The following is a 22,810-nucleotide window of genomic DNA, read 5'->3' on the forward strand; positions in this document are numbered from 1 at the left end:
TCTCGCCCGTGCTCACGCCGGGCGACGATCCATTGGATTTTTGAAAAATGCCTCGCCATCACCAGAGGGGAAGCGCCGCTTCCGGCGGCTCGCAGCGTCAGTTGCGCGTGGCCGAGACCGTGCGTCACGCTGTCGCCGACATTCTCAGCCACGGTGACGTGCACGACCCGGACCTGGAGGGACACATCATTACGGTGCCCGAAGTCCGCATGTCGCCCGACCTGAAGCTCGCCACGATCTACATCATGCCGCTCGGCGGACAGGATACGGACGTCGTGCTCGCTGCGCTGGAGCGCAACAAGAAGTTCCTGCGCGGCGACATCGCGCGGCGCGTTAACCTGAAATTTGCACCTGACATCCGCTTCCGCGTCGACGAGCGATTCGACGAAGCGGAACGGATCGAGAAATTACTGCGAACACCCGCGGTGCAGAGAGACCTCAATTCGGATTCGGAAGAGAGCTGATGACCATTCCCCCCGAAACCGGCACTGTCGACGCGCCGAGCGCCGAACCGACCGCCGCCAAGACGATCCATTCTGCCGACGGACGCCCGCCGCGCGACAACAACGATCCGCGCAACAAGCAGCGACAAGGAAACGGTCAGGGCAACCAGCCACGCCGCGATCGCCGCGACGTCCATGGCTGGGTCGTGCTCGACAAGCCGATCGGCATGACCTCGACCCAGGCCGTGGCGGTGGTGAAGCGCCTGTTCCAGGCCAAGCGCGCCGGCCATGCCGGCACGCTCGATCCGCTCGCCTCCGGCGGCCTGCCGATCGCGCTCGGCGAAGCCACCAAGACCGTCCCGTTCGTGATGGACGGCCGCAAGCGCTACCGCTTCACCGTGACCTGGGGCGAGGAGCGCGATACCGACGACACCGAAGGACGGGTCGTCGAGACCAGCCAGAGCCGGCCGGATGCCGCGGCGATCCGGGCGCTGCTGCCGCAATTTACCGGCCGGATCGAGCAGACGCCGCCGCGCTATTCCGCGATCAAGGTCCAGGGCGAGCGCGCCTATGATCTCGCCCGCGACGGCGAGGTCGTCGAGCTCCAGCCGCGCCCGGTCGAGATCCATGAACTGACCCTCGTCGACCAGCCCGACCCGGACCATTCGGTGTTCGAGGCGGAATGCGGCAAGGGAACCTATGTCCGGGCGCTGGCCCGCGACATGGGCCGAATCCTCGGCTGTTACGGCCATATCAGCGCGCTCCGGCGGACCCTGGTGGGTCCGTTTACCGAGAACGACATGATTCCGCTGGAACAGTTGGAGGCTTTGTGCAATAGAGCCGCGTCCGGTGAGGGAAGCCTCGCCGACGCACTCTTGCCCGTTGAGACCGCGCTGGACGACATCCCGGCACTGGCCGTCACTCGGGCTGATGCGGCAAGGCTCCACAGGGGTCAGGCCGTCTTGTTGCGCGGACGGGATGCGCCCAATAGTAGCGGCACAGTCTATGTCACGGTCGCAGGCCGCCTTCTGGCGCTTGCCGAAATTGGCAATGGCGAACTCATCCCCAAGCGCGTGTTCAACCTGACCGGACTGACTGCCAGCTCCGGTCGCAACGAAAGAGACTGACGATGTCGGTGACCGCAGAGCGCAAGGCGGAAATCATCAAGGCGAATGCCACCAAGGCCGGTGATACCGGTTCTCCCGAGGTGCAGGTTGCGATCCTCTCGGAACGCATCAACAACCTGACCAGCCACTTCAAGACCCATGGCAAGGACAACCACTCCCGCCGCGGCCTCCTGAAGCTGGTCTCGACCCGCCGTTCGCTGCTGGACTATCTGAAGAAGAACGACGAGGCGCGCTACAAGGCGCTGCTCGAGAAGCACAACATTCGCCGTTGAGCTTCGACTGGGAATGAGCGCGCGCGGTGTTGCGCGCGTTGATGGCATGATGCCGAGGACGCCGCTTCGATCGCGGCGTTCGCGAATCCGGGATCATGCGGTCTGGCTGGATCTGGAAAGAGGCAGATACGCCCTTCGACTGATCCTGCCCGGACCGTGCAGTACGCCTCAGCAGCAATCCGGCCGCTGGGCGTGACGGGCAAGGTGCCCGTTACTTACGAGAAGGATGGACGCCATCCGAAATAAGAAAACCATGGCAGGATCGCAGGGCGCTGATCGCAATCCAGCGCCCTGCAATCTTGCGCATGGTTTTTTTGTTTCTGCGGGGTCCGCCTTCGATCATCTCATGAAAGAAGATACCCATGTTTACCAAGCATTCCGTCGAGATCGACTGGGGCGGGCGTCCGCTCAAGCTTGAAACCGGCAAGATCGCCCGCCAGGCCGACGGCGCCGTCGTCGCCACTTATGGCGAGACCGTCGTGCTCGCCACCGTCGTCGCCGCCAAGGCGCCGCGCGAAGGCGTCGACTTCCTGCCGCTGACGGTCGACTACCAGGAAAAGACCTACGCTGCGGGGCGCATTCCCGGCGGCTATTTCAAGCGCGAGGGCCGTCCGACCGAGAAGGAGACGCTGGTCTCCCGCCTGATCGACCGCCCGATCCGCCCGCTGTTCGTCGACGCCTGGCGCAACGAGACCCAGGTCATCGTGACCGTGCTGTCGCACGACATGGAGAACGACCCGGACATCGTGGCGCTGGTCGGCGCGTCGGCCGCGCTGACCTTGTCGGGCGTGCCGTTCAAGGGCCCGATCGGCGCCGCCCGCGTCGGCTTCGCCAATGACGAATACATCCTCAATCCCACCCTCGACGAGATGGCCGACACCCAGCTCGACCTGGTCGTCGCCGGCACCTCCGACGCGGTGCTGATGGTGGAATCGGAGGCCAAGGAGCTCAACGAGGACATCATGCTCGGCGCGGTGATGTTCGGTCACCGTCACTTCCAGCCGGTGATCAATGCGATCATCGAGCTCGCCGAGAAGGCCGCCAAGGAGCCGCGCGACGTCGCGATCATCGACAACGGCGCGATCGAGAAGGAGATGCTTGGGATCGCCGAGCAGGACCTGCGCAAGGCCTATGCGATTCCCGTGAAGCAGGAGCGCTACGCCGCCGTCGGCGCCGTCAAGGAAAAGGTGATGGCGCACTTCTTCCCGGAAGGGCAGGAGCCGAAATACGACAAGCTCCGCCTCTCCGGCGTGTTCAAGGAGCTGGAAGCCAAGATCGTTCGCTGGAACATCCTGGACACCGGCAAGCGCATCGACGGCCGCGACGCCAAGACCGTGCGCAACATCGTCTGCGAAGTCGGCGTGCTCCCGCGCGCTCACGGCTCGGCGCTGTTCACCCGCGGTGAGACCCAGGCGCTGGTCGTGACCACGCTCGGCACCGGCGAGGACGAGCAGTACATCGACGCGCTGTCGGGAACGTACAAAGAGACGTTCCTGCTGCACTACAACTTCCCTCCCTACTCCGTCGGTGAGACCGGCCGTCTCGGCGGCACCAAGCGTCGCGAGATCGGCCACGGCAAGCTCGCCTGGCGCGCCATCCACCCGGTGCTGCCGCCGCACCACGAGTTCCCCTACACCACGCGCGTGGTGTCGGAGGTGACGGAGTCGAATGGCTCGTCGTCGATGGCCACCGTCTGCGGCTCGTCGCTGGCGCTGATGGATGCCGGTGTGCCGCTGAAGCGGCCGACCGCGGGCATCGCGATGGGCCTGATCCTCGAAGGCAGCCGCTATGCGGTTCTCTCCGACATCCTCGGCGACGAGGACCATCTCGGCGACATGGACTTCAAGGTCGCGGGCACCGAGAGCGGCATCACCTCGCTGCAGATGGATATCAAGATCGAGGGCATCACCGAGGAGATCATGCGGGTTGCGCTGGGCCAGGCCCGCGACGGCCGCATCCACATCCTGGGCGAGATGTCCAAGGCGCTGACCGCCGCGCGTGCCGAGCTCGGCGAATACGCGCCGCGCATCGAGACCTTCAAGATCCCGACCGACAAGATCCGCGAAGTGATCGGCACCGGCGGCAAGGTGATCCGCGAGATCGTCGAGAAGACCGGCGCCAAGGTCAACATCGAGGACGACGGCACCGTCAAGGTCGCCTCCAACGACGGCGAGGCGATGAAGGCCGCCATCAAGTGGATCAAGTCGATCGCCTCCGATCCGGAGGTCGGCCAGGTCTATGACGGCACCGTCGTCAAGGTGATGGAGTTCGGTGCCTTCGTGAACTTCTTCGGCACCCGCGACGGCCTCGTGCACATCTCGCAGCTCGCCGACAAGCGCGTGCAGAAGACCTCCGACGTCGTCAAGGAAGGCGACAAGGTCAAGGTCAAGCTGCTCGGCTTCGACGACCGCGGCAAGACCAGGCTGTCGATGAAGGCGGTCGACCAGACCACCGGCGAGGATCTCGAGGCCAAGCAGAAGGACACGCCCGCCGAGGCGCGCGAAGCCGCCGGCGAGTAAAGCCGGCGCACCCTTCGAATGAAATACAAAGGGCGGCTTTCGGGCCGCCCTTTTTTGTTGTCCTGTTGGTCGCGCACCCTCACGCGTCCCAGGTCACGGCTGCGGATGCAGAGGCCAAGCCGTCACCTCGCTTCAGGTCACCACACATGCTCCATCCTATCATCCGCCCTGCCCGCCCGGACGAATACGACGCCGTCGCCAGGCTCTGGATGGAGAGCTGGTGCTCGACCGGATTGGAGACCCCGAGCGAGAGGCTGCTCGCGCTCCTCAGGGAGCGCGTGCCGCGTGAAGTCGCTGGCGGTTGGAGCCTGTATGTCGCCGACGACCGCAGCGGCCTCGCGGCGATGCTCGCGATCAACGTCCCCACGCTCTATCTCGACCAGCTGATGATCGCCCCGTCCCATCAGGGCCGCTCGCTCGGCCGCCGGCTGCTCACCTTCACCCGCGAGCTGCTGCCGGACGAAGTGTGGCTGCGCTGCGCAAAGGGCAATGACAAGGCTTGGCGCTGGTATGAGCGCGAGGGCTTCGTGCTGGAAAAGGAGGAAGCTGACCCGCTGCACGGCCGGATCATGAAATATTATCGATGGAAGCGTGACGGTCAGGCGGCGGGCTCCTGATCGCAGGGCGTGCAAGCGCAAATCTTACGCGTGGCGACCGGAAACCATTGCGTGCGCCTTCGCAGGCGAACTAAGTTCGAGTTCGCGACGACCTCGCATTCTCGAACCGTACCCATGTCCGTGCCGCTCCTGTCGATCCGCCGCCTTGCGCTCGTCGCCCTCGCCGCTGCCTTCGCAACCGGGGCTTGGGCCCAGGCTCCGTCAACAACGGCGCCCAAGGCCGCGCCCGCGGTCAAGAAACCCTCCGGAAAGACAAAGGCGATGGCGAAACCAGGCGCCATCGAAAGCGGTCCGTGCCGTCTTGGCGTCATTTCCGCACTCGGCGACCAGCTCGCCGTCAGCAAGTTCGGTCTCACCGTGTTTGAAACCGAAGAGGACGAAGTCACGTTGCCGGGATGGGGGCTGGACGACCTCGCCATGGCGCGCGTGCGCGCGGCTACCGGCGGCGATCCGACCATGCGCAGGATCGGCTATCCGAAAGGCGCGTTCGAGGTCTACTACCACCCGACATCGCGCTTCCTGCCCGATCCGAAGGAGAGCCTGAACGCGATCGTGCGCAACGTCACGACGAATGCGAGCTGCGCGCGCTATCTCGTCGTCACCAGGTTCGAGACGACCATTCCCAACACCACCCTGAGGCTCAGAGGCATCGGCGCCTACAATCAGGGGGTCGGATCGATCCTCAGGCACTCGCATCTGTTTGCGAACGTCAACATCACGCTCATCGACGGCCAGTCCTACGAGAAGATCAGCTCGTTCTCGGCCGACACCGGCGCCAGGCTTGCCGAGACCATGAGGCTCACCGAAGACCCTCTCAACAAGCTCGACAATGCCGACTTCCCCGAGCCTCTCGCGGCTGCGGCCTCCAGCACCGTCCTGCGCGAGCGGCTGCGCACCTTGGTCGCGGCGAAGCTCGATCGCGACCTGCCGAGCTATCTGAAGATCGAATGATGCGGGCGCAGACTTCGGACGACTCGAACGAACTCCCTTCGAACTCCCTTGGCTTGATCCTTTTCCTCCCTGCGACGAGCTCTCCCAGTGACCATCTCTCGCCGATTTGCTGCGCTCATCATTGCCATGCTCTGGTCCTCCACCAATGCCCTGGCGCAATCGGCCCCGGCGCCGCTGAATGCCAAGCCCGCGAAGCCAGCAGGCAGCAATGCCAAGGCCGCCAAGCCGGCGATGGCCGTCCGCGAGGGCGGACCGTGCGACATCGGGGTGATCGCCGCGCTCGGCGATGTCTTCACGGTGCAGAAGAACGGCATGACCCGCCTGGGCAACGAGTACGCCGAAGTGCCGGTGCCCTGGGGCTTCGACGACATCGCCTACGCGCGTGTGAAGGCAGCCGCGGGTGATGCCGGAATCCGCCGCATCGGCGTCCCCAAGGGCGCATTCGATCCGTTCTATCAGTCGCCCCCGATCAAGGCTGAGAACGGGAAGCTCACGCCCATCGTCCGGAAGGTGGCCGGCACGGCGGGTTGCGCTCGCTACCTCGTGATCACGCGCCGGACCGACAGCGAACCGTCGACAAACGACGAGGTTACCGGCGTCGGTGTCATCAACAGGGGCGAGGGATTTGGCCGGATCAGCCACGTCTTCACCATGCTCGATATCCAGCTCTACGACGGGGCGACGTTCGAGACGCGCGAGCCTGGCATGAGCTCGAAGTCGCTGCTCTCACGGCTGACCTCCGGCGTCGGCCCGCCGTCTCACGCCGGAGACGTCGACAACTCCGCATTCCCCGCCTCGCCGCCAGAGGCTGCGAACAACAATGTGCTGCGTGACATGGCGCGTTCGATGCTCAAGTTCCGGCTCGACCAGCGCTTGCCGGCCTATTTCGGGCGCGAATAGAACGACGAGCCAGGCGCGTCACAGCCTGATCTTCAGCACCGCGTGGCCCGACTGCTGGAGGAGACCGGACGATGTCGCGTTGATGCCGTAGCGGATGCTGAGGTCGAGCCGGTCGTTGCCGGCGGCCACAAGACCAAGGCCGGCCGAATAGATCCATGGCGACAGGCCGAGGCCGTGGGTGACGAAGCTCTCACCGCCGCCCGAGAACGCCGCGCGGATCTGCAATGGCTGATTCAGCGCGTTGTAGCCGACGCCGATATCGCTGGTCAGACGAATCTGCCTGGTGGGCGCGTAGACAGCTTTCAGCTGCGCCGTCGTCACGAGCTCCTGATAGATCTGAGGATCGACGTTGAGGCTGAAACCGCCGGCACCGTTCTCGCCGTAGGAATTGCTGCGAACCGTGCCGTAGTCCAGGCGCAGTGCTGGAACGAGGGCGAAGCCATCTTGCAGCGGAATGCGCGTCTTGATGCCTGCGCCGGCATGGCCGCTATAGGAACGATAGCTGCCGCCGGCGGACGCACCCATGAAGCTCAGCGACCGGTTTTCGCCGTTATCGCTCGATCCGCCATCGAGCTGATAGTCGAAGGTGACATCACGGGTGATCGCGTAGGCCCCATAGAGCCCGAGCTGATAGGAGGCGAGAGCGAGACGGTTCGGCACGGCGGCGTCGCTTCCGGTGATCGTGTGATGAGAATAACCGAGAACGCCGCCAATGATGGCGCGGGACGAGACTGCGACGTCGGCGCCCAACGCCAGACCGCCGCCGGAGGCGTCATAGCCGGGAACGCCATCGCGCCCCGCCTGCTGCGCGGTGCCGCCGAGGGGCTGCATCCAGACATTGCGACCAGCGGCCCAGCCGATGCTGCTGACATCATCGAGCCTGTTGGTCATCGTCTGCCGGAACACCTGCTGGCTGACATGGGTCGCCTGCGAGGCCGCCCCGGTCAGCACCGGCAACGTCTGCTTCACGGCGGCGCTGAGAGATGGACCGCTGAGATTATCAAGCGCGGCAAAGCCCGAGACCATCGATCCAGTCCAGCCGGCCGAGGTCATCGACAGCCGGTACAACACGTCAGCCGCTTCCAGGCCGACGCGGCCGCCTGCAGACCGCAGCGTTTCCGCGTAAGGCTGGATCAGCGACATCGTCGCCAGTCCTCCCGTCAAACTCCCGGTAAGATCGTAGGTCGACACCAGCATCTGCGCGCCCGCGGCGTTGCCGCTCGCCGTGCCATAGAGGCTGGTCAGGGTGCCGCGCGAGAGGGTGTTGAACAGCACGCTGCCCTCGGGCGTCACCGAGCCGAGCAGCGTGAAGCCCGCCGCGGCGCTGCCGGGCGGTGCGACGCCCGCACCCCAGAAATAGCCGTTCTGATAGCTCGTGATGACGAAACGGCCCGGCGCCTGCGTGCCGAACAATGTCGGACTGACGATCCGCCAGGGCGTGCCGGCGGTCCACGCCCATTGCGGCACGGAATTGGCCGGCACCGGCGCCGACGGCGGCGGCGTGAAGGTCGCGGGATCATAGGGCAGCATGTAGGCCCAATGCGTCACCAGCAGGCTGTCGCCGGTGATCATCTGCATTTCCATGCTGGTCACGCCGTTGACGTTGCGCATATAGCCGAGTCCGACCGTCACGGTGCCGCCGCCGGTCGGCGTGAACAGCATGGTGATCTGGCCGCTGGTGGTGACGAAGCCCTGGATGGTCGAGGTGTCCGTCAGCAGCGCCAGGCCGATCCTGAGCTGCGCGACGCTGGTGCCGGTGAAGGCGCCGTTGGTCGCGGTGCCCAAGGTCCACAACGTCTGGTCACCGATCGGGATCGGGTTGGAGAAGCCCGTCTTCGGCGACATGTAGGCGAGCAGTTGCGCCGTCGGCACATACCAGTTCGTGTTGGAGATCGTGGAGTCCCAGACGCTCGATTGCGCCTGCGCCGGCCCGGCGTTCCCCGCCGCAAGCACAATGCCGGTCATCGCGCAGAGAGCGATGACGCGGGCCTTCGAACGCAGCATCAATCGCCCCCACGACTTGTCTTGCTGCCGGCGCGAGCGGCTGGCTGACGGCCGCGGCCGATGCACCGGTCATGATGCATCGCAGCGTCGTCGCAACAACCAACAAGAGTTGCGCCATTGCTTCCTGATTAGCCGTTCAGGAACATTGTCTTCAACTGGGAAAATTTGGGTCGATCGGGGGGACGGAGTCTCGCGTTCCCCTGATACCGCCGATGCGCGCGGAGGTCAGTCCGCCTTGAGATCCTCGGGGCGCGGCATCGAGATCACGTTGTAGCCGGAATCGACGTAGTGGATCTCGCCGGTGACGCCACCGGACAGCTCCGACAGCAGATAGAGCGCCGAGCCGCCAAGCTCCTCCAGAGTCACGCCGCGACCGAGCGGCGAGTGCTTCTGCTGGAAGGCGAACATGAAGCGGGCATCGCCGATGCCCGAGCCCGCCAGCGTGCGCACCGGTCCGGCCGAGATCGCGTTGACACGGATGCTGCGGCGGCCGTAGTCGGCGGCGAGATAGCGCACCGAGGCTTCCAACGCGGCCTTGGCAACGCCCATCACGTTGTAGTTCGGCATCACCCGGTTGGAGCCGTCGAAGGTCAAGGTGATCATGCTGCCGCCGCTCTCCGGCATCAGCTCGGCGGCGCGCTTGGCGATCTCGGTGAAGGAGAAGCAGGAGATCAGCATCGTGCGCGCAAAATTCTCGCGCGAGGTGTCGGCATAGCGGCCCTTGAGCTCGTTCTTGTCGGAGAAGGCGACCGCGTGGACGACGAAGTCGAGCCCGCCCCAGGCCTCGCGAAGCGCCGTGAATACACTGTCGACGCTGGCAATGTCCTCGACGTCGCAGGACAGCACGTGCTTGACGCCGAGCTCGTCGGCGAGCGGACGGACGCGCTTGCCGAGCGCGTCGCCCTGATAGGTGAAGGCCATCTCGGCGCCATGCGCCGCCAGCGTCTTGGCGATGCCCCAGGCGATCGAATGGTCGTTGGCGATGCCCATGACCAGGCCGCGCTTGCCTGCCATCAGACCCTGCATGATGTCTCTCCTTCGTCATGCCGGGATCGGCCCAGCCAGGATGATCGTTCCGCCTTCGAGACGCCAATGGCCGGACATCGGTGCGAAGAATGAGCTTCGCGCTGCTGCCCGGCCATGATGCCGACGAAACCAGTGCTGTTGGAAATCTTAGGCGTCGAGCTGCTTGAACACCAGTGTCGCGTTGGTGCCGCCGAAGCCGAACGAGTTCGACAGCACGGTGCCGAGCTTGGCGTTGTCGATGCGCTTGCGGACGATCGGCATGTCGGCGAAGGCCGGGTCGAGCTCGGTGATGTTGGCGCTCTCGCAGATGAAGCCGTTCTTCATCATCAGCAGCGAATAGATCGCCTCCTGGACGCCGGTGGCGCCGAGCGAGTGGCCAGTCAGCGCCTTGGTCGCGGCGATCGGCGGACACTTCTCGCCGCGGCCGAACACTTTCCGGATCGCCTCGATCTCCGGCGGATCTCCGGCAGGTGTCGAGGTCGCATGCGGATTGATGTAGTCGATCTTGGTCTTCACGGTCGACAGCGCGAGCTGCATGCAGCGCTCGGCACCCTCGCCGGAAGGCGCAACCATGTCGTAGCCGTCGGACGTTGCGCCGTAGCCCACGATCTCGCCGTAGATCTTGGCGCCGCGCGCTTTGGCGTGCTCGAGCTCTTCCAGCACGAGGACGCCGGCGCCGCCGGCGATCACGAAGCCGTCGCGCGTGACGTCATAGGGCCGCGACGCGGTCGCCGGCGTGTCGTTGTGCTTGGACGACATCGCGCCCATCGCGTCGAACAGCACCGACAGCGTCCAGTCGAGCTCCTCACAGCCGCCGGCGAACATCACGTCCTGCTTGCCGTACTGGATCATCTCGTAGGAATTGCCGATGCAATGATTGGAGGTCGCGCAGGCCGAGGAGATCGAGTAGTTGACGCCCTTGATCTTGAACCAGGTCGCCAGCGTCGCCGAGGCCGTCGACGACATCGCCTTCGGCACGGCGAACGGACCGACGCGCTTCGGGCCCTTGGTGCGGGTGATGTCGGCCGCTTCCACCAGCGTGCGCGTCGATGGCCCGCCTGAGCCCATGATGATGCCGGTGCGGACGTTGGAGACGTCGGTCGGCTCCAGCCCGGAATCGAGGATCGCCTGCTCCATGGCGACATGATTCCAAGCCGCCCCCTCGCCGAGGAAGCGCATGGCGCGGCGGTCGACCACGTCGGCGGGATTCAGCGTCGGCGCACCTTGCACCTGCGAACGAAAACCAAGCTCGGCATATTTCTCAGCACGGGAGATGCCGGACTTCGCCTCGTACAGGCTGGCGAGCACCTCCTGGGTGTTGTTGCCGATCGATGAGACGATGCCCATGCCCGTGATGACAACCCGCCTCATGATGTCCGCCTCACTTTGCTCGTGTGTTCTGTTGCAGCCGTGCCTGCTGCACTGTCTGTGGTCGCAGCCCGCTGGTTCAAGTCGGCGCGGCGTCCTGCTTGAACAGGCCGACCTTCAGGTCCTTGGCGCGATAGATAATCTCGCCATCCATCGAAAGCCACCCGTCGGCAATACCGAGCACCAGCTTTGAGCGCATCACGCGCTTGATGTCGACATTGTACACAACCTTGCGCGCGGTCGGCAGAACCTGGCCGGAGAACTTGAGATCGCCGAGGCCCAGCGCACGGCCGCGCCCGGCGCCGCCGGTCCAGCCGAGGTAGAAGCCCACCATCTGCCACATCGCATCGAGGCCGAGACAGCCCGGCATCACCGGATCATTCTTGAAGTGGCAGCCGAAGAACCAGAGATCCGGCTTCACGTCGAGCTCGGCGCGGACGACACCCTTGCCGAACTCGCCGCCGGTCTCGGAGATCTCGACGATCCGATCGAACATCAGCATCGGCGGCAGCGGCAGTTGCGCATTGCCGGGGCCGAACAGCTCCCCGCGGCCGCAGGCCAGCAGGTCCTCGTATTCATATGCGCTGCGCCGATCCAGCATGCTTGGTGGCCTTTCTCAACGATCCCCGGTGGAATTTGTGCCGCGCGACATGGACCCTTCCCGCGCGCCGCCCCCCTCCGCGCCGCGCTGGCCGGTCATCGCGTCGGCACGAAGGCTGGGCCATCGCACCTGGCGAACATGACCGCTGTCAGCGGCGGGCCTAACGACGCCTGGATTCGCGCACATGGCCATCACGGCCGCCGGCGCTCACCATGGCAGGGCAAATCGGGTCCGGGCGCTCTCTAACATAGAGGATTGCGGCGTCAATGCGCGTATCCAGGTAAATCGACGCAGCACCGGGGCCCGCGCCCGAACCGGGCGGTAAATGCAGTTTAGGGGCGTTCTAGATACGTTAGTTGCGATAAGCTTGCATCTGAATGGGTTTCTTCCTATATCGGTTATAGATGAGAGCGAATTGTGCGGTGCTTGAAGTGGATGTCAGCAACAACGCCTCGATGAGTGGTCATGATCGCGGCAACCCGGATCTCGGGAACGGCCGGCAGCCAGCCCTCAACGGCTGCCCATGGCACGACGTCAACGAGATGCTGCAGGCGGCCGGGCTGCGCCCGACCCGCCAGCGCATGGCCCTTGGCTGGCTGTTGTTCGGCAAGGGTGCGCGGCATCTGACGGCGGAAATGCTCTACGAGGAAGCGACGCTGGCCAAGGTTCCGGTCTCGCTCGCCACGGTCTATAATACGTTGAACCAGCTGACCGATGCCGGCCTGTTGCGTCAGGTCAGCGTCGACGGCACCAAGACCTATTTCGATACCAACGTCACGGCCCACCATCACTTCTATCTCGAGAACAACCACGAGCTGGTCGATATCCCTGACCAGCATCTGGCGTTGTCGAAGCTGCCGGAGGCGCCCGAAGGTTACGAGATCGCCCGGATCGACATGGTCGTCCGGCTGCGCAAGAAGCGCTGAGCCTCCGGAACATCTTCATCGAGGCATCATGCCCGCGCCCGCTACGGGCATTATTGTGTCGGGAGCGCGTCAGGATAGAGGTCAGCGCATTGCGCGGACCTGGGCCTTCAATTGACCTGTTCGTCGGCGTAGACGCCCCACAGCCGCTGCTGCTGGATCCAGCCTTCGAAACCATTGCCGAGCACGCGGCACCAGCCATTGCCGCATTTCTTCACCTGCGCGACGACGCCGGCCTGCAGCCGCGCCGTGACCGCGCTCGCCGCGTCGGCGCTCTCATAGATCGGGGCGAGATCGTCCTTGTTCTTCATCGTGACCACCGCCGTGCGGCGCCCCGACAGCAACGAATGATAGACCCACCCCTCCGAGCCCTCGGAATCGCGCACGCGGCGCCAGTTCTCATATTCCGCGGTGATCTCGACCGGCAGGCCGGAGCGCGTATAGACCCAGGCCACGTCGTTGTCCTTGGTCGGACCGGCGCGAACGTTCACATGATCCGACTTCAGGCTGACATAGCGCGGCACCGGCAGGCCGCTGGTGGTGAGAACGGAGTCCTTCGCCGCAACGCCCCCTCTGCCGACGGCAACGTCGAGCAGACAGACCAGCAGCACCACGACTGCACCGAAACGCCACAACGTCAAATTACTCAACTCACTCTCCCTCGAAAGGACCGACGCGCGCTCCGATCAAAGCGGATTGCGTTGCGATCCTTCGCCCGATCCCCATCGAACTGCCCGGCTGCCCCCCTTCGTGCACAGAGAGGGCTTGCCGAAAGCGCCAGTCCCGACCCCCGTTGGCTTCTTGTCTTGGCCCGGCCTTCTGCTAGACAGGACCGAACACAAGCGGCCAGGAAGCGCCTGAGAATCGCTCGCGAAGCCCTGTCAGGAACGGATCGGCCCACCTGCGAGATCCGACACGACCAGTCCAGGGAAGCGCCGCTCTCAGGCGACGACGGTAGTTTCGGCGAACCCGGTTAATGAGGTCTGAAGGATCTCATGAGAGCAGCACATGTCAGGTAGGAAAAAGCCCCTCGTCGTGGTGACACGCAAGCTGCCGGACTCGGTCGAGACCCGCATGCGCGAGCTGTTCGACGCCAGGCTCAATCTCGACGACGAGCCGTTGAGCCAGGAACAGCTCGCCGACGCCGTGCGCACCGCCGAGGTGCTGGTTCCGACCGTCACCGACCACATCAGCGCCGACATTCTCAATCAGCCCGATTGCAAGCTGCGCATGATCGCCAACTTCGGCAATGGCGTCGACAATATCGACGTTGCGGCGGCAGTAGCGCGCGGCATCACCGTCACCAACACGCCGAAGGTCCTCACCGAGGACACCGCCGACATGACCATGGCGCTGATCCTCGCGGTGCCGCGGCGGCTGATCGAGGGCGCCTCGATCCTGACCGAGGGCAAGAACTGGGCGGGCTGGTCGCCGACCTGGATGCTCGGCCACCGCATCGGCGGCAAGCGGTTGGGCATCATCGGCATGGGCCGGATCGGCCAGGCCGTGGCGCGGCGCGCCCGCGCCTTCGGCCTGCAGATCCACTATCACAACCGCCGCCCGGTCGCCCCGGTGATCGCCGACGAGCTCGGCGCCACCTACTGGGAAAGCCTCGACCAGATGCTGGCGCGGATGGACATCATCTCGGTGAACTGCCCGCACACGCCGGCGACGTTCCATCTCTTATCGGCGCGTCGGCTGAAGCTGATCCGCAAGGACGCCTACATCGTCAACACCGCGCGCGGCGAGGTGATCGACGAGGAGACGCTGACGCGGCAGATCGAGGCCGGCGACATCGCCGGCGCCGGTCTCGACGTGTTCGAGCACGAGCCCGCGGTCAATCCGCGCCTGGTCCGACTCGCCAAGGCCGGCAAGGTGACGCTGCTGCCGCACATGGGCTCGGCCACCATCGAGGGCCGCGTCGAGATGGGCGAGAAGGTCATCATCAACATCAAGACCTTCCTCGACAACCACCGCCCGCCGGACCGCGTGCTGCCGAGCATGCTGTAGGCCGATCGATCCGCCAGCCTCTTAGTCGGTGTCCCCGACGCGATCGCGCTGCACCTTGTCCACGACGGCAGCGGAGTGGGTGTCAAGCCCGGCACCTCATCACATGTGTCGTCCCCGCGAACGTGGGGACCCATACCGCGTGATATCTGAAACAGGCAGGCCGCACGTTCCGCGCATATCACCGAATGCGGTGGCTATGGGTTCCGGATCGGCGCCCGCCGACGCTCTCGCGTCGCCGGGCTTGTCCGGGACGACAACGGAGGACTTGGCGCGGTTCTCACCGCATTACGGCTTCTGATGCGCACCCAAATCCGCAATCACCGGCCCATCCCCGTTCAGCGGATTCGTCGGATCGCGGCCATAGCGCAGGGTCTCGAAGCGCATCGTCCGCGCGTCCAGCATCAGCAGCCGGCCGACCAGGCCCTCGCCGAAGCCGACGATCTCGCGGATCGCCTCCAGCGCCATCATCGACCCCAGCATGCCGGCGAGCGCCCCCATCACGCCAGCCTCGGCGCAGGCCGGGACGGTGCCGGGTGGCGGCGGCTCCGGGAACAGGCAGCGATAGGTCGGATTAAACTGGCCCTTCTCATCCCGCTCATGCGCCCGGATCGTCGTCAGCGACGCATCGAAGGTGCCGAGCGCGCCGGTGATCAGCGGCCGCGCGGCCAGGAAGCAGGCATCGGAGACGAGATAGCGGGTGTCGAAATTGTCGGAGCCGTCGAGCACGAGATCATAAGCGCCGATCAGATCGAGCGCGTTGTCGGCATTGAGCCAGGTCCGATGCGCCATGACGCTCACATGCGGATTGAGCGCGTTGATGCGCTCGGCGGCGCTCTCGACTTTGGGTCTGCCGATATCCGGCGTCGCATGGATGACCTGGCGCTGCAAATTCGACAGCGACACCACGTCATCGTCGACCACGCCGATCGTGCCGACGCCGGCAGCGGCGAGATACATCAGCGCCGGCGCACCGAGCCCGCCCGCGCCGATCACCAGCACCGACGCGCGCTTCAGCGCCGCCTGTCCCGGACCACCGACGTCGCGCAGCACGATGTGGCGGGCATAGCGCTCCAGTTCCTCGTCGCTCAGCATCATCTCGTCTGCCATTCCACGTTCGACATCCTCTCAGGCGCGCAACTGCGCTCTCGGGCCGAGTGGTTCGGCACGGAAGCTCCACCTCTCCCCGACGAGGTGAGGTGGACCTCGGATGCCGCTCCATCATCGCACTCAACGTCACGACAACGCCAAGCGCAACACACTGAACCCTCGCCGGATTGTGACCGACCAAGCAGATGTGCTTATTTATGTCAGCGGCAAGAGCATCGGGATTTGTCATGAGACGGCTGGCCACGGCAACCTTCATCTGCGCCATCGCCGCGTGCGCATCGGCGCAGGCCCAGACGCCGCAGGGCGCGTTGCCGGGCGCCAAGCCCAAGCCGGTCGCGACCCAGCCGGTGCGCCCGGGCGTGCAGGCTCCCGCCGACACCGCCAATGCGATGAGCCAGGCCGAGCGGCTCGCGCTGCAATCCGATCTCGCCTGGGTCGGCCAGTACAATGGCGCCATCACCGGCGACGTCAGCGAGCGCATGGTCAACGCGATCAAGGAGTACCAGAAGCTCGCCGGCGGCAAGCCGACCGGCGTGTTGAACCCGCAGGAGCGCGCCGTGCTCGCCGACACCGCGCGCCGCAAGCAGGAGGGCGTCGGCTGGAAGCTCGTGACCGAACCGGTCAGCGGCGCACGGCTCGGCATTCCCACCAAGCTGGTGCCGCAACAGACCAGCGACGGCACCGGCTCGAAATGGACCTCGCCCACCGGCACCGTGCAGGTGGCCCTGTCACGCCGCAAGGAGGCCAACCCGGTTACCGCGACGCTTGCCGACCGAGAGAAGAAGGAGCCTGGCCGCACCGTCGACTACAGCGTGGTGAAGCCCGACTTCTTCGTGCTGTCCGGGCTGCAGAACCTGAAGAAGTTCTACATCCGCGGCACCTTTCGGGGCGACGAGGTGCGTATCCTGACCATCCTCTACGACCAGGCCACCGAGAACACGGTCGAGCCGGTCGTGATCGCGATGTCGAGCGCATTCACCGCGTTTCCGTCGACATTGGCCGCGCAGCCCGCGCCACGGCGCAGCGTCGATTACGGCACCGGCATCATCGCGAGCCAGGACGGCGCCATCATCGCCGATCGCGAGGTCACCGACAGCTGCGTCGCGATCACCGTTCCCGGCTTCGGCCATGCCGAGCGCGTCGCCGAGGACAAGGAGCGCGGGCTCGCGCTACTGCGCATCTACGGCGCGCGCGGCCTGAAGCCGCTGGCGCTGTCGGGCGGCCGTGCGAAATCGTCGGTCGACATCGTCGGCATCGCCGATCCGCAGAGCCAGGGCGGCGGTGCCGCGATCAGCACCGTCAAGGCCCAGCTCGCCGCCAACGGCGCCGGTGACGCCTCGCTGGCGCCGGCGCCCGGCCTCGGCTTCTCCGGCGCGGCGGCGCTCGACGGCGACGGCAAGTTCGCCGGCGTCACCCTGCTCAAGTCAGGAATCATGGCCGGCACGGCGCTCATCCCGTCCACACAGGTCGTGATGGTGAGCGCCGATGCGACGCGCGCCTTTCTCACGGCGCAGGGCGTCAAGCCGGACGGAACCTCGCTCGACGCCAAGGCGGCGACGGTGCGCGTGATCTGCGTGCGGAAGTAGAGCCTGCGCCAAACCGGTTCGGCATCGCGATCATGCCGCTGCGCACTGCGGCGAGGCAGCGTTTACGCAATGTTAAGCATGTCGTTTTAGAAAAAATTAAGGGCCCAACGGCGGCCGGCGGGGATCGGACGTGCAGCATCGCGACTGCATGGGATGATGCTCGGCGATGCCGATCGCTTGCCCGCGGCTCGCTGCCACTCAACTTCCTAGCACCTTGCTATCAACTCGGAACGGCTCCCGCCGTAGTCAACCGGTCTGTGCAGGCACAGGCCGAGCGTGAGATGGTTCGAACAGTTTTGTCGGCGTGCTGATTCGGACCACCGCGATCGCTCTTCATGAGTTGGATCGGGCCGGGACTGTCCTGAGCGAGAATAGCTCTGCACCGCGATCGCGATGCACTCAGCTTTGGCGTTCTCATAAGTTCCGTCAACATCCGAAGGACTGTCTCCCGATGTACACGATCGTTTTGGCCACGCAGAAGGGCGGCAGCGGCAAGAGCACGCTGGCGATTGGTCTGGCCGTGGCGGCCCAGCAGGCCGGCCACAAGGTGCGCGTGATCGAAACCGACCGTCAGGGCACGCTGACCAAATGGCAGGCGCGCCGCGCCGCGGGCGAGCCGATCGTCGAAGCCGTCTACGATGCCAAGATGATCGAGCCGCGGCTCGAAGCGCTGGAGCGCGATGGCGTCACCCTCTGCATGATCGACACCGGGGCCGGCATCACGGCGTCCACGACGGCCGCGATCCGCCACTGCGACCTGTGCCTGATCCCGGCGCGTCCGAGCGTCGCCGACATCGAGGCCACCGCGCCGACGCTCAGCGTCGTCAAAGCCTGGCGCAAGCCGTTCGCCTTCGTGCTCAACCAGGCCCCGATCCGCAGCGGCCACCGCATCACCGACGCGACGACCGCACTCGACGCCGACGCGCCGCGCGACATCGCCGAGGTGCTGGCGCAACCCTTCATCATGATGCGCAACGACCACCAGGACGCGCTCGCCGCCGGTCTCGGCGTCAGCGAGTTCGACGCGGCCGGCAAGTCGGCGCAGGAGATTCGCAGCCTGTGGCGCTGGACCGCGGGCAAGCTCGCCGGCGACCACGTCATGCACGACGCGGGCGAGCTGAAGGACGCGAGCGAGCACGCCGAGGTCGAATTCCCGATCATGCTGACTCCGCAGGCCGAGGAGGCGAAGCTGCCGGTGACGCGGGCCTACCCGACCTGGGCCGACAATGGCATCAACTGGAAGGCTGGGTTGTAGTTGGAATTTGCTCTGAGCTTTCACGGCGCGGGCGGTGCGCTCCCTCTCCCCGCAGGCTGGGAGAGGTTCATAAACCCGACGACCGCGCGCCCGTCTCCAGCGCCTTGATCCGCGCATCGGCGCGACGCAGGCGGCGGCACAGCTCGCGATTGATGTTTTGCATCACGATCACATAGGCCTGGATGTCGGCCTTGTAGAACGCGTAGAGATTCTGTGCCGTCAGCTCATACAAGATGGTCGGCGTCTCCGCGACCACCGTGGCCGACCTGTTCTGCATTTCGAGCAAGGTCATCTCGCCGAAGAAATCGCCGGGCGCGAGAGACGACATGCGGATCGCAATGCCCGTCTCCAGGCGCTCGCTCACCTCCAGCGTGCCGCTGTGCACGACGAACATCGAGCGGCCCGCCTCGCCTTCGGCGACGACCACGGCGCCCCTGTCGAAGCGGCGCTCCACCAGCATCGAGACCAGCAGATCGAGCCTCGCGTCGGGCAGGCCGCCAAAGAACGGCGTCGCGAGCAGGAATGCTTTCAGATCGGGCGAACTGACAGCCATGGCCGCAGTATACGCCCACCCTCGTCCGTCACAAGCGGACCCGCGCAGCCGGCCGTGCCGGCGCGTCGGCTGCTACATCACTTCTGGCACTTCGGACACCAGAAGGTCGAGCGTCCGTTCTGCACGAAACGCTTCACCACGCCGCTGCAGCCATCCGTCCGGCACGACTCGCCTTCGCGGTCATAGACCTGGAACGAATGCTGGAAATAGCCGAGCTCGCCTGATGTCTGGCGGTGATCGCGCAGCGATGAGCCACCGGCGCGGATCGCCTCGTTGAGCACGGTGTGGATCGCTTCAACCAACCGCTTTGCGTGGTCGGTGGGCTCCCCCTTCTTCGTGGCCAGCGTCGCGGCCAGACGCCGCGGCGACAGATGCGAACGGAACAGCGCCTCGCAGACATAGATGTTGCCGAGCCCGGCGACGACGCGTTGGTCGAGCAGCGCCGCCTTCAGGCTGGTCTTCTTGTTGGCGCAGGCGTGCGCCAGCATCGCCGCATCGAATTCATTGCCGAGCGGCTCGGGCCCCAGACCCTTGAGATGCGGCTCCGCCTCGATGTCGCCGCGCGCGATGATCTTCATGAAGCCGAAGCGGCGCGGATCGTTGAATACGATGTCGGCACCTGACGACATGTGAAACACGACATGGTCGTGCACGCTGTCCTTGCCGCGCGGAGTGTGAAACTCGCCCGGCGTCTCCTCGTGCTCCGGCTTGATCACCCGGAACGAGCCGGACATGCCGAGATGCATCAGCAGCACGTCGCCGGAGCCGAGATCGGCCAGGAGATATTTGGCACGCCGGCCGAGACCCCTGACGGTCTGGCCCTGCAGGCGCTTCGCAAAATCGGGCTGGAACGGAAACCGCAGGTCGCCACGCCGGGCCTCGGCCTTGACGATGACGGCGCCTTCCATGACCGGCTGCAGCCCGCGCCGGACGGTCTCGACTTCGGGCAGCTCAGGCATTCCTGTTCATTTCACCTTTTGCATCCGCGACCATTCACCTTGTCTGGCTGACGTGATAGCGCCTTGGCCGCATCGGCGCTATGGTGCTGTATCGGAGTAAGGGTGATGGATCAGCCGGACCAAACCACTCATTTCGGCTTCAGGGATGTGCCTCTGGGCGAGAAGCAGACGCTGGTGAACGACGTGTTTCACAGCGTGGCGTCGCGCTATGACCTGATGAACGACCTGATGTCGGGCGGACTGCACCGCGTCTGGAAGGACATCATGATCAACACGCTCAACCCGCCGAAGAGCGATGCGCCGTTCGCGCTGCTCGATGTCGCCGGCGGCACCGGCGACATCTCCTTCCGCGCCGCCAGGAAGGCCGGCTCAGGCTTCCATGCGACGGTCTGCGACATCAATGGCGACATGCTCGAGGTCGGCCGCCAGCGGGCGCTGAAGCAGGCTCTCGAGGACAAGGTCTCGTTCGTCGAGGGCAATGCCGAGAAGCTCGCCTTCCCCGACCGCTCCTTCGACGCCTATACGATCGCGTTCGGCATCCGCAACGTGCCGCAGATCGAGTTGGCGCTCGCAGAAGCCCATCGCGTGCTCAAGCATGGCGGCCGCTTCCTGTGCCTGGAGTTCTCGACCGTCGAGGTGCCCGGGCTCGACAAGCTCTACGACCTGTTCTCCTTCAACGTGATCCCGCAGCTCGGCCGCGCCGTCACCGGCGATGCCGAGTCCTACCGCTACCTCGTCGAATCGATCCGCCAGTTTCCGCGCCCCAGCGCCTTCGCCGAGATGATCTCGGCCGCCGGCTTCTCCCGCGTGTCCTGGCAGACTCTCTCCGGCGGCATCGTCGCGCTTCATTCCGGCTGGCGTTTGTGATCTCCGCACTCACTCACATTACGCGGCTCGCCCGGGCCGCCTTCGTGTTCGCGCGCGAGGGCGTGTTCGGCGCTGTCGATCCGAGCCTGGCGCCGCCGCCGGGCCAGCTCGCGCTCAAGCTGGCGCGGCTGGTCGAGCGCCCCGGCGCCAAATCCGGACCAAGATTGTCGCGCGCGCTGGAGCGGATGGGCCCGGCCTATCTCAAGCTCGGCCAGTTCCTGGCGACCCGGCCCGATGTCGTCGGCGTCATCATGGCGCGCGATCTCGAATCGCTGCAGGACCGGCTGCCGCCATTCCCGCAGGCCGAGGCCGAGGCGGTCATCGCCACCGCCCTCGAACGTCCGATCAGCCAGCTGTTCACGCATCTCGGCCCGCCGGTCGCCGCCGCCTCGATCGCGCAGGTGCATCGCGGCGAGGTCGAACACGACGGCATTCGTCGTCCGGTCGCGGTGAAGGTGCTTCGGCCCAACGTCGCCGCGCGCTTCCGCCGCGACCTCTCCGATTTCTTCTTCGTCGCCGAAAAGGCCGAGGCGCATTCGTCGGAAGCGCGGCGGCTGCGGCTGGTCGAGGTCATCAACACGATGTCGCGCTCGGTCGCGATGGAGATGGACCTTCGCCTGGAGGCCGCCGCGCTCTCGGAGATGGCGGAAAACATCAAGGACGATCCGGACTTCCGCGTGCCCGCGGTCGACTGGGATCGCACCGCCAACACCGTGCTGACGATGGAGTGGATCGACGGCATCGCGCTGAACGATCACGCCCGGCTCGCGGAGGCGAATGTCGATCTGCCCGACGTCGGCCGCAAGGTGATCCAGAGCTTTCTGCGCCACGCCCTGCGCGACGGCTTCTTCCATGCCGACATGCATCCGGGCAACCTGTTCCTGGACCAGCAGGGACGACTGGTCGCGGTCGATTTCGGCATCATGGGCCGGCTCGGCATGAAGGAGCGGCGCTTCCTGGCCGAAATCCTGCTCGGCTTCATCACCCGCGACTATCGCCGCGTCGCCGAGGTGCATTTCGAGGCCGGCTACGTGCCGCCGCATCATTCGGTGGAGAATTTCGCACAAGCCATCCGCGCCATCGGCGAGCCGATCCACAACCGCACGGCCGAAGAAATCTCGATGGCCAAGCTGCTGACCCTGCTGCTCGAGGTCACCGGCCTGTTCGACATGCGCACCCGACCCGAGCTGATCCTGCTGCAGAAGACCATGGTGGTGGTCGAGGGCGTCGCGCGCGGCTTCGATCCCAAGCTCGACATCTGGAAGGTCGCCGATCCCGTGGTCCGCGAATGGATCGAGCGTAATCTCGGGCCGATCGGCCGGATCGAGGGCGCCGTCACCGGCGTCGGCGAGCTGGTGCGGTTGACCACGACCCTACCGGTGCTCGCCGCCCGCGCCGCCGCGGTGCTCGAGCACATGGAGAGCATGACCCGCGACGGCCTGCGCCTGTCGCCGGAAACCATCGCCGCCATGGGCCGCACCGAAGGCAAGAAGAGCCGCTGGCGCGCCATCGCGCTGTGGGTCATCGCGCTGACCTTCATCGGCATTCTGTTCGCGGTGCTCAGGTTGTGAGGTGGGCAAAGGCGCAGCCGTACCGTTTCCGCGTGCGAGATCGCAGTGGCGCCGTGCCCACCGTCCTACCGATGCATGCGCATCGACGGTGGGCACGCTGCCGCCCGCGGCGGCCGCTTTGCCCACCCTGATTGCACTGCTGTCATTTTCT

Annotated in this window: 21 protein-coding genes; 13 read left to right on the forward strand and 8 right to left on the reverse strand. The window is 65.6% G+C overall.

Annotation, left to right across the window (positions count from 1 at the left end; translation table 11 throughout):
• The first annotated feature begins 47 nt into the window (after positions 1-47).
• The 7 genes from rbfA (at position 48) to QX070_RS05515 (ending at position 6,829) form a co-directional block, all read left to right on the forward strand.
• A complete protein-coding gene (gene rbfA / locus QX070_RS05485) occupies positions 48-464 on the forward strand; it encodes a 30S ribosome-binding factor RbfA (protein WP_315735600.1) in 417 nt (138 codons plus the stop codon).
• Positions 464-1,570, forward strand: coding sequence for a tRNA pseudouridine(55) synthase TruB (gene truB / locus QX070_RS05490; protein WP_315735602.1), 1,107 nt, complete (start codon positions 464-466; stop codon positions 1,568-1,570). The genes rbfA and truB overlap by 1 nt, the downstream gene beginning before the upstream one ends.
• 2 nt (positions 1,571-1,572) lie before the next feature.
• Positions 1,573-1,842 (forward strand): 30S ribosomal protein S15, encoded by a 270-nt coding sequence (gene rpsO / locus QX070_RS05495; RefSeq protein WP_009025947.1) that lies wholly within the window; start codon positions 1,573-1,575, stop codon positions 1,840-1,842.
• Between the two features lie 362 nt (positions 1,843-2,204).
• Entirely contained in the window at positions 2,205-4,361 is a 2,157-nt protein-coding gene (gene pnp / locus QX070_RS05500) for a polyribonucleotide nucleotidyltransferase (protein WP_315735603.1), read from the forward strand.
• 146 nt (positions 4,362-4,507) lie between these two features.
• Positions 4,508-4,978, forward strand: a complete 471-nt coding sequence (locus QX070_RS05505) for a GNAT family N-acetyltransferase (protein WP_315735604.1) — start codon at positions 4,508-4,510, stop codon at positions 4,976-4,978.
• Between the two features lie 114 nt (positions 4,979-5,092).
• A complete protein-coding gene (locus QX070_RS05510; RefSeq protein ID WP_315735605.1) occupies positions 5,093-5,929 on the forward strand; it encodes a hypothetical protein in 837 nt (278 codons plus the stop codon).
• A 231-nt stretch (positions 5,930-6,160) separates the two neighbouring features.
• Positions 6,161-6,829 carry a hypothetical protein gene (locus QX070_RS05515; RefSeq protein WP_315735606.1) on the forward strand — a complete coding sequence of 223 codons (669 nt, stop codon included), beginning with the start codon at positions 6,161-6,163 and terminating at the stop codon, positions 6,827-6,829.
• An 18-nt stretch (positions 6,830-6,847) separates the two neighbouring features.
• On the opposite strand, the gene QX070_RS05520 is transcribed toward QX070_RS05515, so the two are convergent.
• The 4 genes from QX070_RS05520 to fabA form a co-directional block, all read right to left on the reverse strand.
• Positions 6,848-8,833 (reverse strand): autotransporter domain-containing protein, encoded by a 1,986-nt coding sequence (locus QX070_RS05520; RefSeq protein WP_315735607.1) that lies wholly within the window; start codon positions 8,831-8,833, stop codon positions 6,848-6,850.
• Positions 8,834-9,058: 225 nt separating this feature from the next.
• Positions 9,059-9,859 (reverse strand): enoyl-ACP reductase FabI, encoded by an 801-nt coding sequence (gene fabI / locus QX070_RS05525; protein ID WP_315735608.1) that lies wholly within the window; start codon positions 9,857-9,859, stop codon positions 9,059-9,061.
• 147 nt (positions 9,860-10,006) lie between these two features.
• Positions 10,007-11,230, reverse strand: a complete 1,224-nt coding sequence (gene fabB, locus QX070_RS05530; protein ID WP_315735610.1) for a beta-ketoacyl-ACP synthase I — start codon at positions 11,228-11,230, stop codon at positions 10,007-10,009.
• Positions 11,231-11,306: 76 nt separating this feature from the next.
• Positions 11,307-11,828 carry a 3-hydroxyacyl-[acyl-carrier-protein] dehydratase FabA gene (gene fabA, locus QX070_RS05535; protein WP_315735612.1) on the reverse strand — a complete coding sequence of 174 codons (522 nt, stop codon included), beginning with the start codon at positions 11,826-11,828 and terminating at the stop codon, positions 11,307-11,309.
• A 455-nt stretch (positions 11,829-12,283) separates the two neighbouring features.
• Between fabA and irrA the strand changes: the two genes are divergently transcribed.
• A complete protein-coding gene (irrA, locus tag QX070_RS05540) occupies positions 12,284-12,754 on the forward strand; it encodes an iron response transcriptional regulator IrrA (RefSeq protein WP_315716966.1) in 471 nt (156 codons plus the stop codon).
• 107 nt (positions 12,755-12,861) lie between these two features.
• On the opposite strand, the gene QX070_RS05545 is transcribed toward irrA, so the two are convergent.
• Positions 12,862-13,347 carry an SH3 domain-containing protein gene (locus tag QX070_RS05545; RefSeq protein ID WP_315735750.1) on the reverse strand — a complete coding sequence of 162 codons (486 nt, stop codon included), beginning with the start codon at positions 13,345-13,347 and terminating at the stop codon, positions 12,862-12,864.
• A gap of 412 nt (positions 13,348-13,759) precedes the next feature.
• Here QX070_RS05545 and QX070_RS05550 point away from each other — a divergent pair, with 412 nt between their 5' ends.
• On the forward strand, positions 13,760-14,761 hold the full coding sequence (locus QX070_RS05550; RefSeq protein WP_315735614.1) for a D-glycerate dehydrogenase: 1,002 nt from the start codon (positions 13,760-13,762) through the stop codon (positions 14,759-14,761).
• Positions 14,762-15,046: 285 nt separating this feature from the next.
• On the opposite strand, the gene QX070_RS05555 is transcribed toward QX070_RS05550, so the two are convergent.
• Positions 15,047-15,853, reverse strand: coding sequence for a molybdopterin-synthase adenylyltransferase MoeB (locus QX070_RS05555; protein WP_315735752.1), 807 nt, complete (start codon positions 15,851-15,853; stop codon positions 15,047-15,049).
• Positions 15,854-16,095: 242 nt separating this feature from the next.
• On the opposite strand from QX070_RS05555, the gene QX070_RS05560 reads away from it, so the two are divergent.
• A complete protein-coding gene (locus tag QX070_RS05560; protein ID WP_315735616.1) occupies positions 16,096-17,454 on the forward strand; it encodes a peptidoglycan-binding protein in 1,359 nt (452 codons plus the stop codon).
• Between the two features lie 451 nt (positions 17,455-17,905).
• Positions 17,906-18,709, forward strand: a complete 804-nt coding sequence (locus QX070_RS05565) for a ParA family protein (protein ID WP_315735618.1) — start codon at positions 17,906-17,908, stop codon at positions 18,707-18,709.
• A gap of 67 nt (positions 18,710-18,776) precedes the next feature.
• On the opposite strand, the gene QX070_RS05570 is transcribed toward QX070_RS05565, so the two are convergent.
• Both QX070_RS05570 and mutM read right to left on the reverse strand, forming a co-directional pair.
• Complete coding sequence (locus tag QX070_RS05570; RefSeq protein ID WP_315735619.1) at positions 18,777-19,262, reverse strand: cyclic nucleotide-binding domain-containing protein; 486 nt, start codon at positions 19,260-19,262, stop codon at positions 18,777-18,779.
• Positions 19,263-19,339: 77 nt separating this feature from the next.
• Positions 19,340-20,221, reverse strand: a complete 882-nt coding sequence (mutM, locus tag QX070_RS05575; RefSeq protein WP_315735621.1) for a bifunctional DNA-formamidopyrimidine glycosylase/DNA-(apurinic or apyrimidinic site) lyase — start codon at positions 20,219-20,221, stop codon at positions 19,340-19,342.
• 105 nt (positions 20,222-20,326) lie between these two features.
• Between mutM and ubiE the strand changes: the two genes are divergently transcribed.
• Both ubiE and ubiB read left to right on the forward strand, forming a co-directional pair.
• Positions 20,327-21,088: a bifunctional demethylmenaquinone methyltransferase/2-methoxy-6-polyprenyl-1,4-benzoquinol methylase UbiE gene (gene ubiE / locus QX070_RS05580; protein WP_315735623.1), complete on the forward strand. Its 762-nt coding sequence runs from the start codon at positions 20,327-20,329 to the stop codon at positions 21,086-21,088.
• On the forward strand, positions 21,085-22,659 hold the full coding sequence (ubiB, locus tag QX070_RS05585; protein WP_315735626.1) for a 2-polyprenylphenol 6-hydroxylase: 1,575 nt from the start codon (positions 21,085-21,087) through the stop codon (positions 22,657-22,659). Before ubiE ends, ubiB begins: the two co-directional genes overlap by 4 nt.
• Positions 22,660-22,810 lie beyond the last annotated feature (151 nt).

The sequence above is a fragment of the Bradyrhizobium sp. SZCCHNR1093 genome, assembly GCF_032381175.1.
Classification (GTDB): Bacteria; Pseudomonadota; Alphaproteobacteria; order Rhizobiales; family Xanthobacteraceae; genus Bradyrhizobium.

What these genes read in the sequence shown, in the direction of transcription:
- rbfA (WP_315735600.1), top strand. Translation starts at nt 48, where the DNA reads ATGCCTCGCCATCACCAGAGGGGAAGCGCCGCTTCCGGCGGCTCGCAG.
- truB (WP_315735602.1), top strand. Translation starts at nt 464, where the DNA reads ATGACCATTCCCCCCGAAACCGGCACTGTCGACGCGCCGAGCGCCGAA.
- rpsO (WP_009025947.1), top strand. Translation starts at nt 1,573, where the DNA reads ATGTCGGTGACCGCAGAGCGCAAGGCGGAAATCATCAAGGCGAATGCC.
- pnp (WP_315735603.1), top strand. Translation starts at nt 2,205, where the DNA reads ATGTTTACCAAGCATTCCGTCGAGATCGACTGGGGCGGGCGTCCGCTC.
- QX070_RS05505 (WP_315735604.1), top strand. Translation starts at nt 4,508, where the DNA reads ATGCTCCATCCTATCATCCGCCCTGCCCGCCCGGACGAATACGACGCC.
- QX070_RS05510 (WP_315735605.1), top strand. Translation starts at nt 5,093, where the DNA reads ATGTCCGTGCCGCTCCTGTCGATCCGCCGCCTTGCGCTCGTCGCCCTC.
- QX070_RS05515 (WP_315735606.1), top strand. Translation starts at nt 6,161, where the DNA reads ATGGCCGTCCGCGAGGGCGGACCGTGCGACATCGGGGTGATCGCCGCG.
- QX070_RS05520 (WP_315735607.1), bottom strand. Translation starts at nt 8,833, where the DNA reads ATGCTGCGTTCGAAGGCCCGCGTCATCGCTCTCTGCGCGATGACCGGC.
- fabI (WP_315735608.1), bottom strand. Translation starts at nt 9,859, where the DNA reads ATGCAGGGTCTGATGGCAGGCAAGCGCGGCCTGGTCATGGGCATCGCC.
- fabB (WP_315735610.1), bottom strand. Translation starts at nt 11,230, where the DNA reads ATGAGGCGGGTTGTCATCACGGGCATGGGCATCGTCTCATCGATCGGC.
- fabA (WP_315735612.1), bottom strand. Translation starts at nt 11,828, where the DNA reads ATGCTGGATCGGCGCAGCGCATATGAATACGAGGACCTGCTGGCCTGC.
- irrA (WP_315716966.1), top strand. Translation starts at nt 12,284, where the DNA reads ATGAGTGGTCATGATCGCGGCAACCCGGATCTCGGGAACGGCCGGCAG.
- QX070_RS05550 (WP_315735614.1), top strand. Translation starts at nt 13,760, where the DNA reads ATGTCAGGTAGGAAAAAGCCCCTCGTCGTGGTGACACGCAAGCTGCCG.
- QX070_RS05555 (WP_315735752.1), bottom strand. Translation starts at nt 15,853, where the DNA reads ATGCTGAGCGACGAGGAACTGGAGCGCTATGCCCGCCACATCGTGCTG.
- QX070_RS05560 (WP_315735616.1), top strand. Translation starts at nt 16,096, where the DNA reads ATGAGACGGCTGGCCACGGCAACCTTCATCTGCGCCATCGCCGCGTGC.
- QX070_RS05565 (WP_315735618.1), top strand. Translation starts at nt 17,906, where the DNA reads ATGTACACGATCGTTTTGGCCACGCAGAAGGGCGGCAGCGGCAAGAGC.
- QX070_RS05570 (WP_315735619.1), bottom strand. Translation starts at nt 19,262, where the DNA reads ATGGCTGTCAGTTCGCCCGATCTGAAAGCATTCCTGCTCGCGACGCCG.
- mutM (WP_315735621.1), bottom strand. Translation starts at nt 20,221, where the DNA reads ATGCCTGAGCTGCCCGAAGTCGAGACCGTCCGGCGCGGGCTGCAGCCG.
- ubiE (WP_315735623.1), top strand. Translation starts at nt 20,327, where the DNA reads ATGGATCAGCCGGACCAAACCACTCATTTCGGCTTCAGGGATGTGCCT.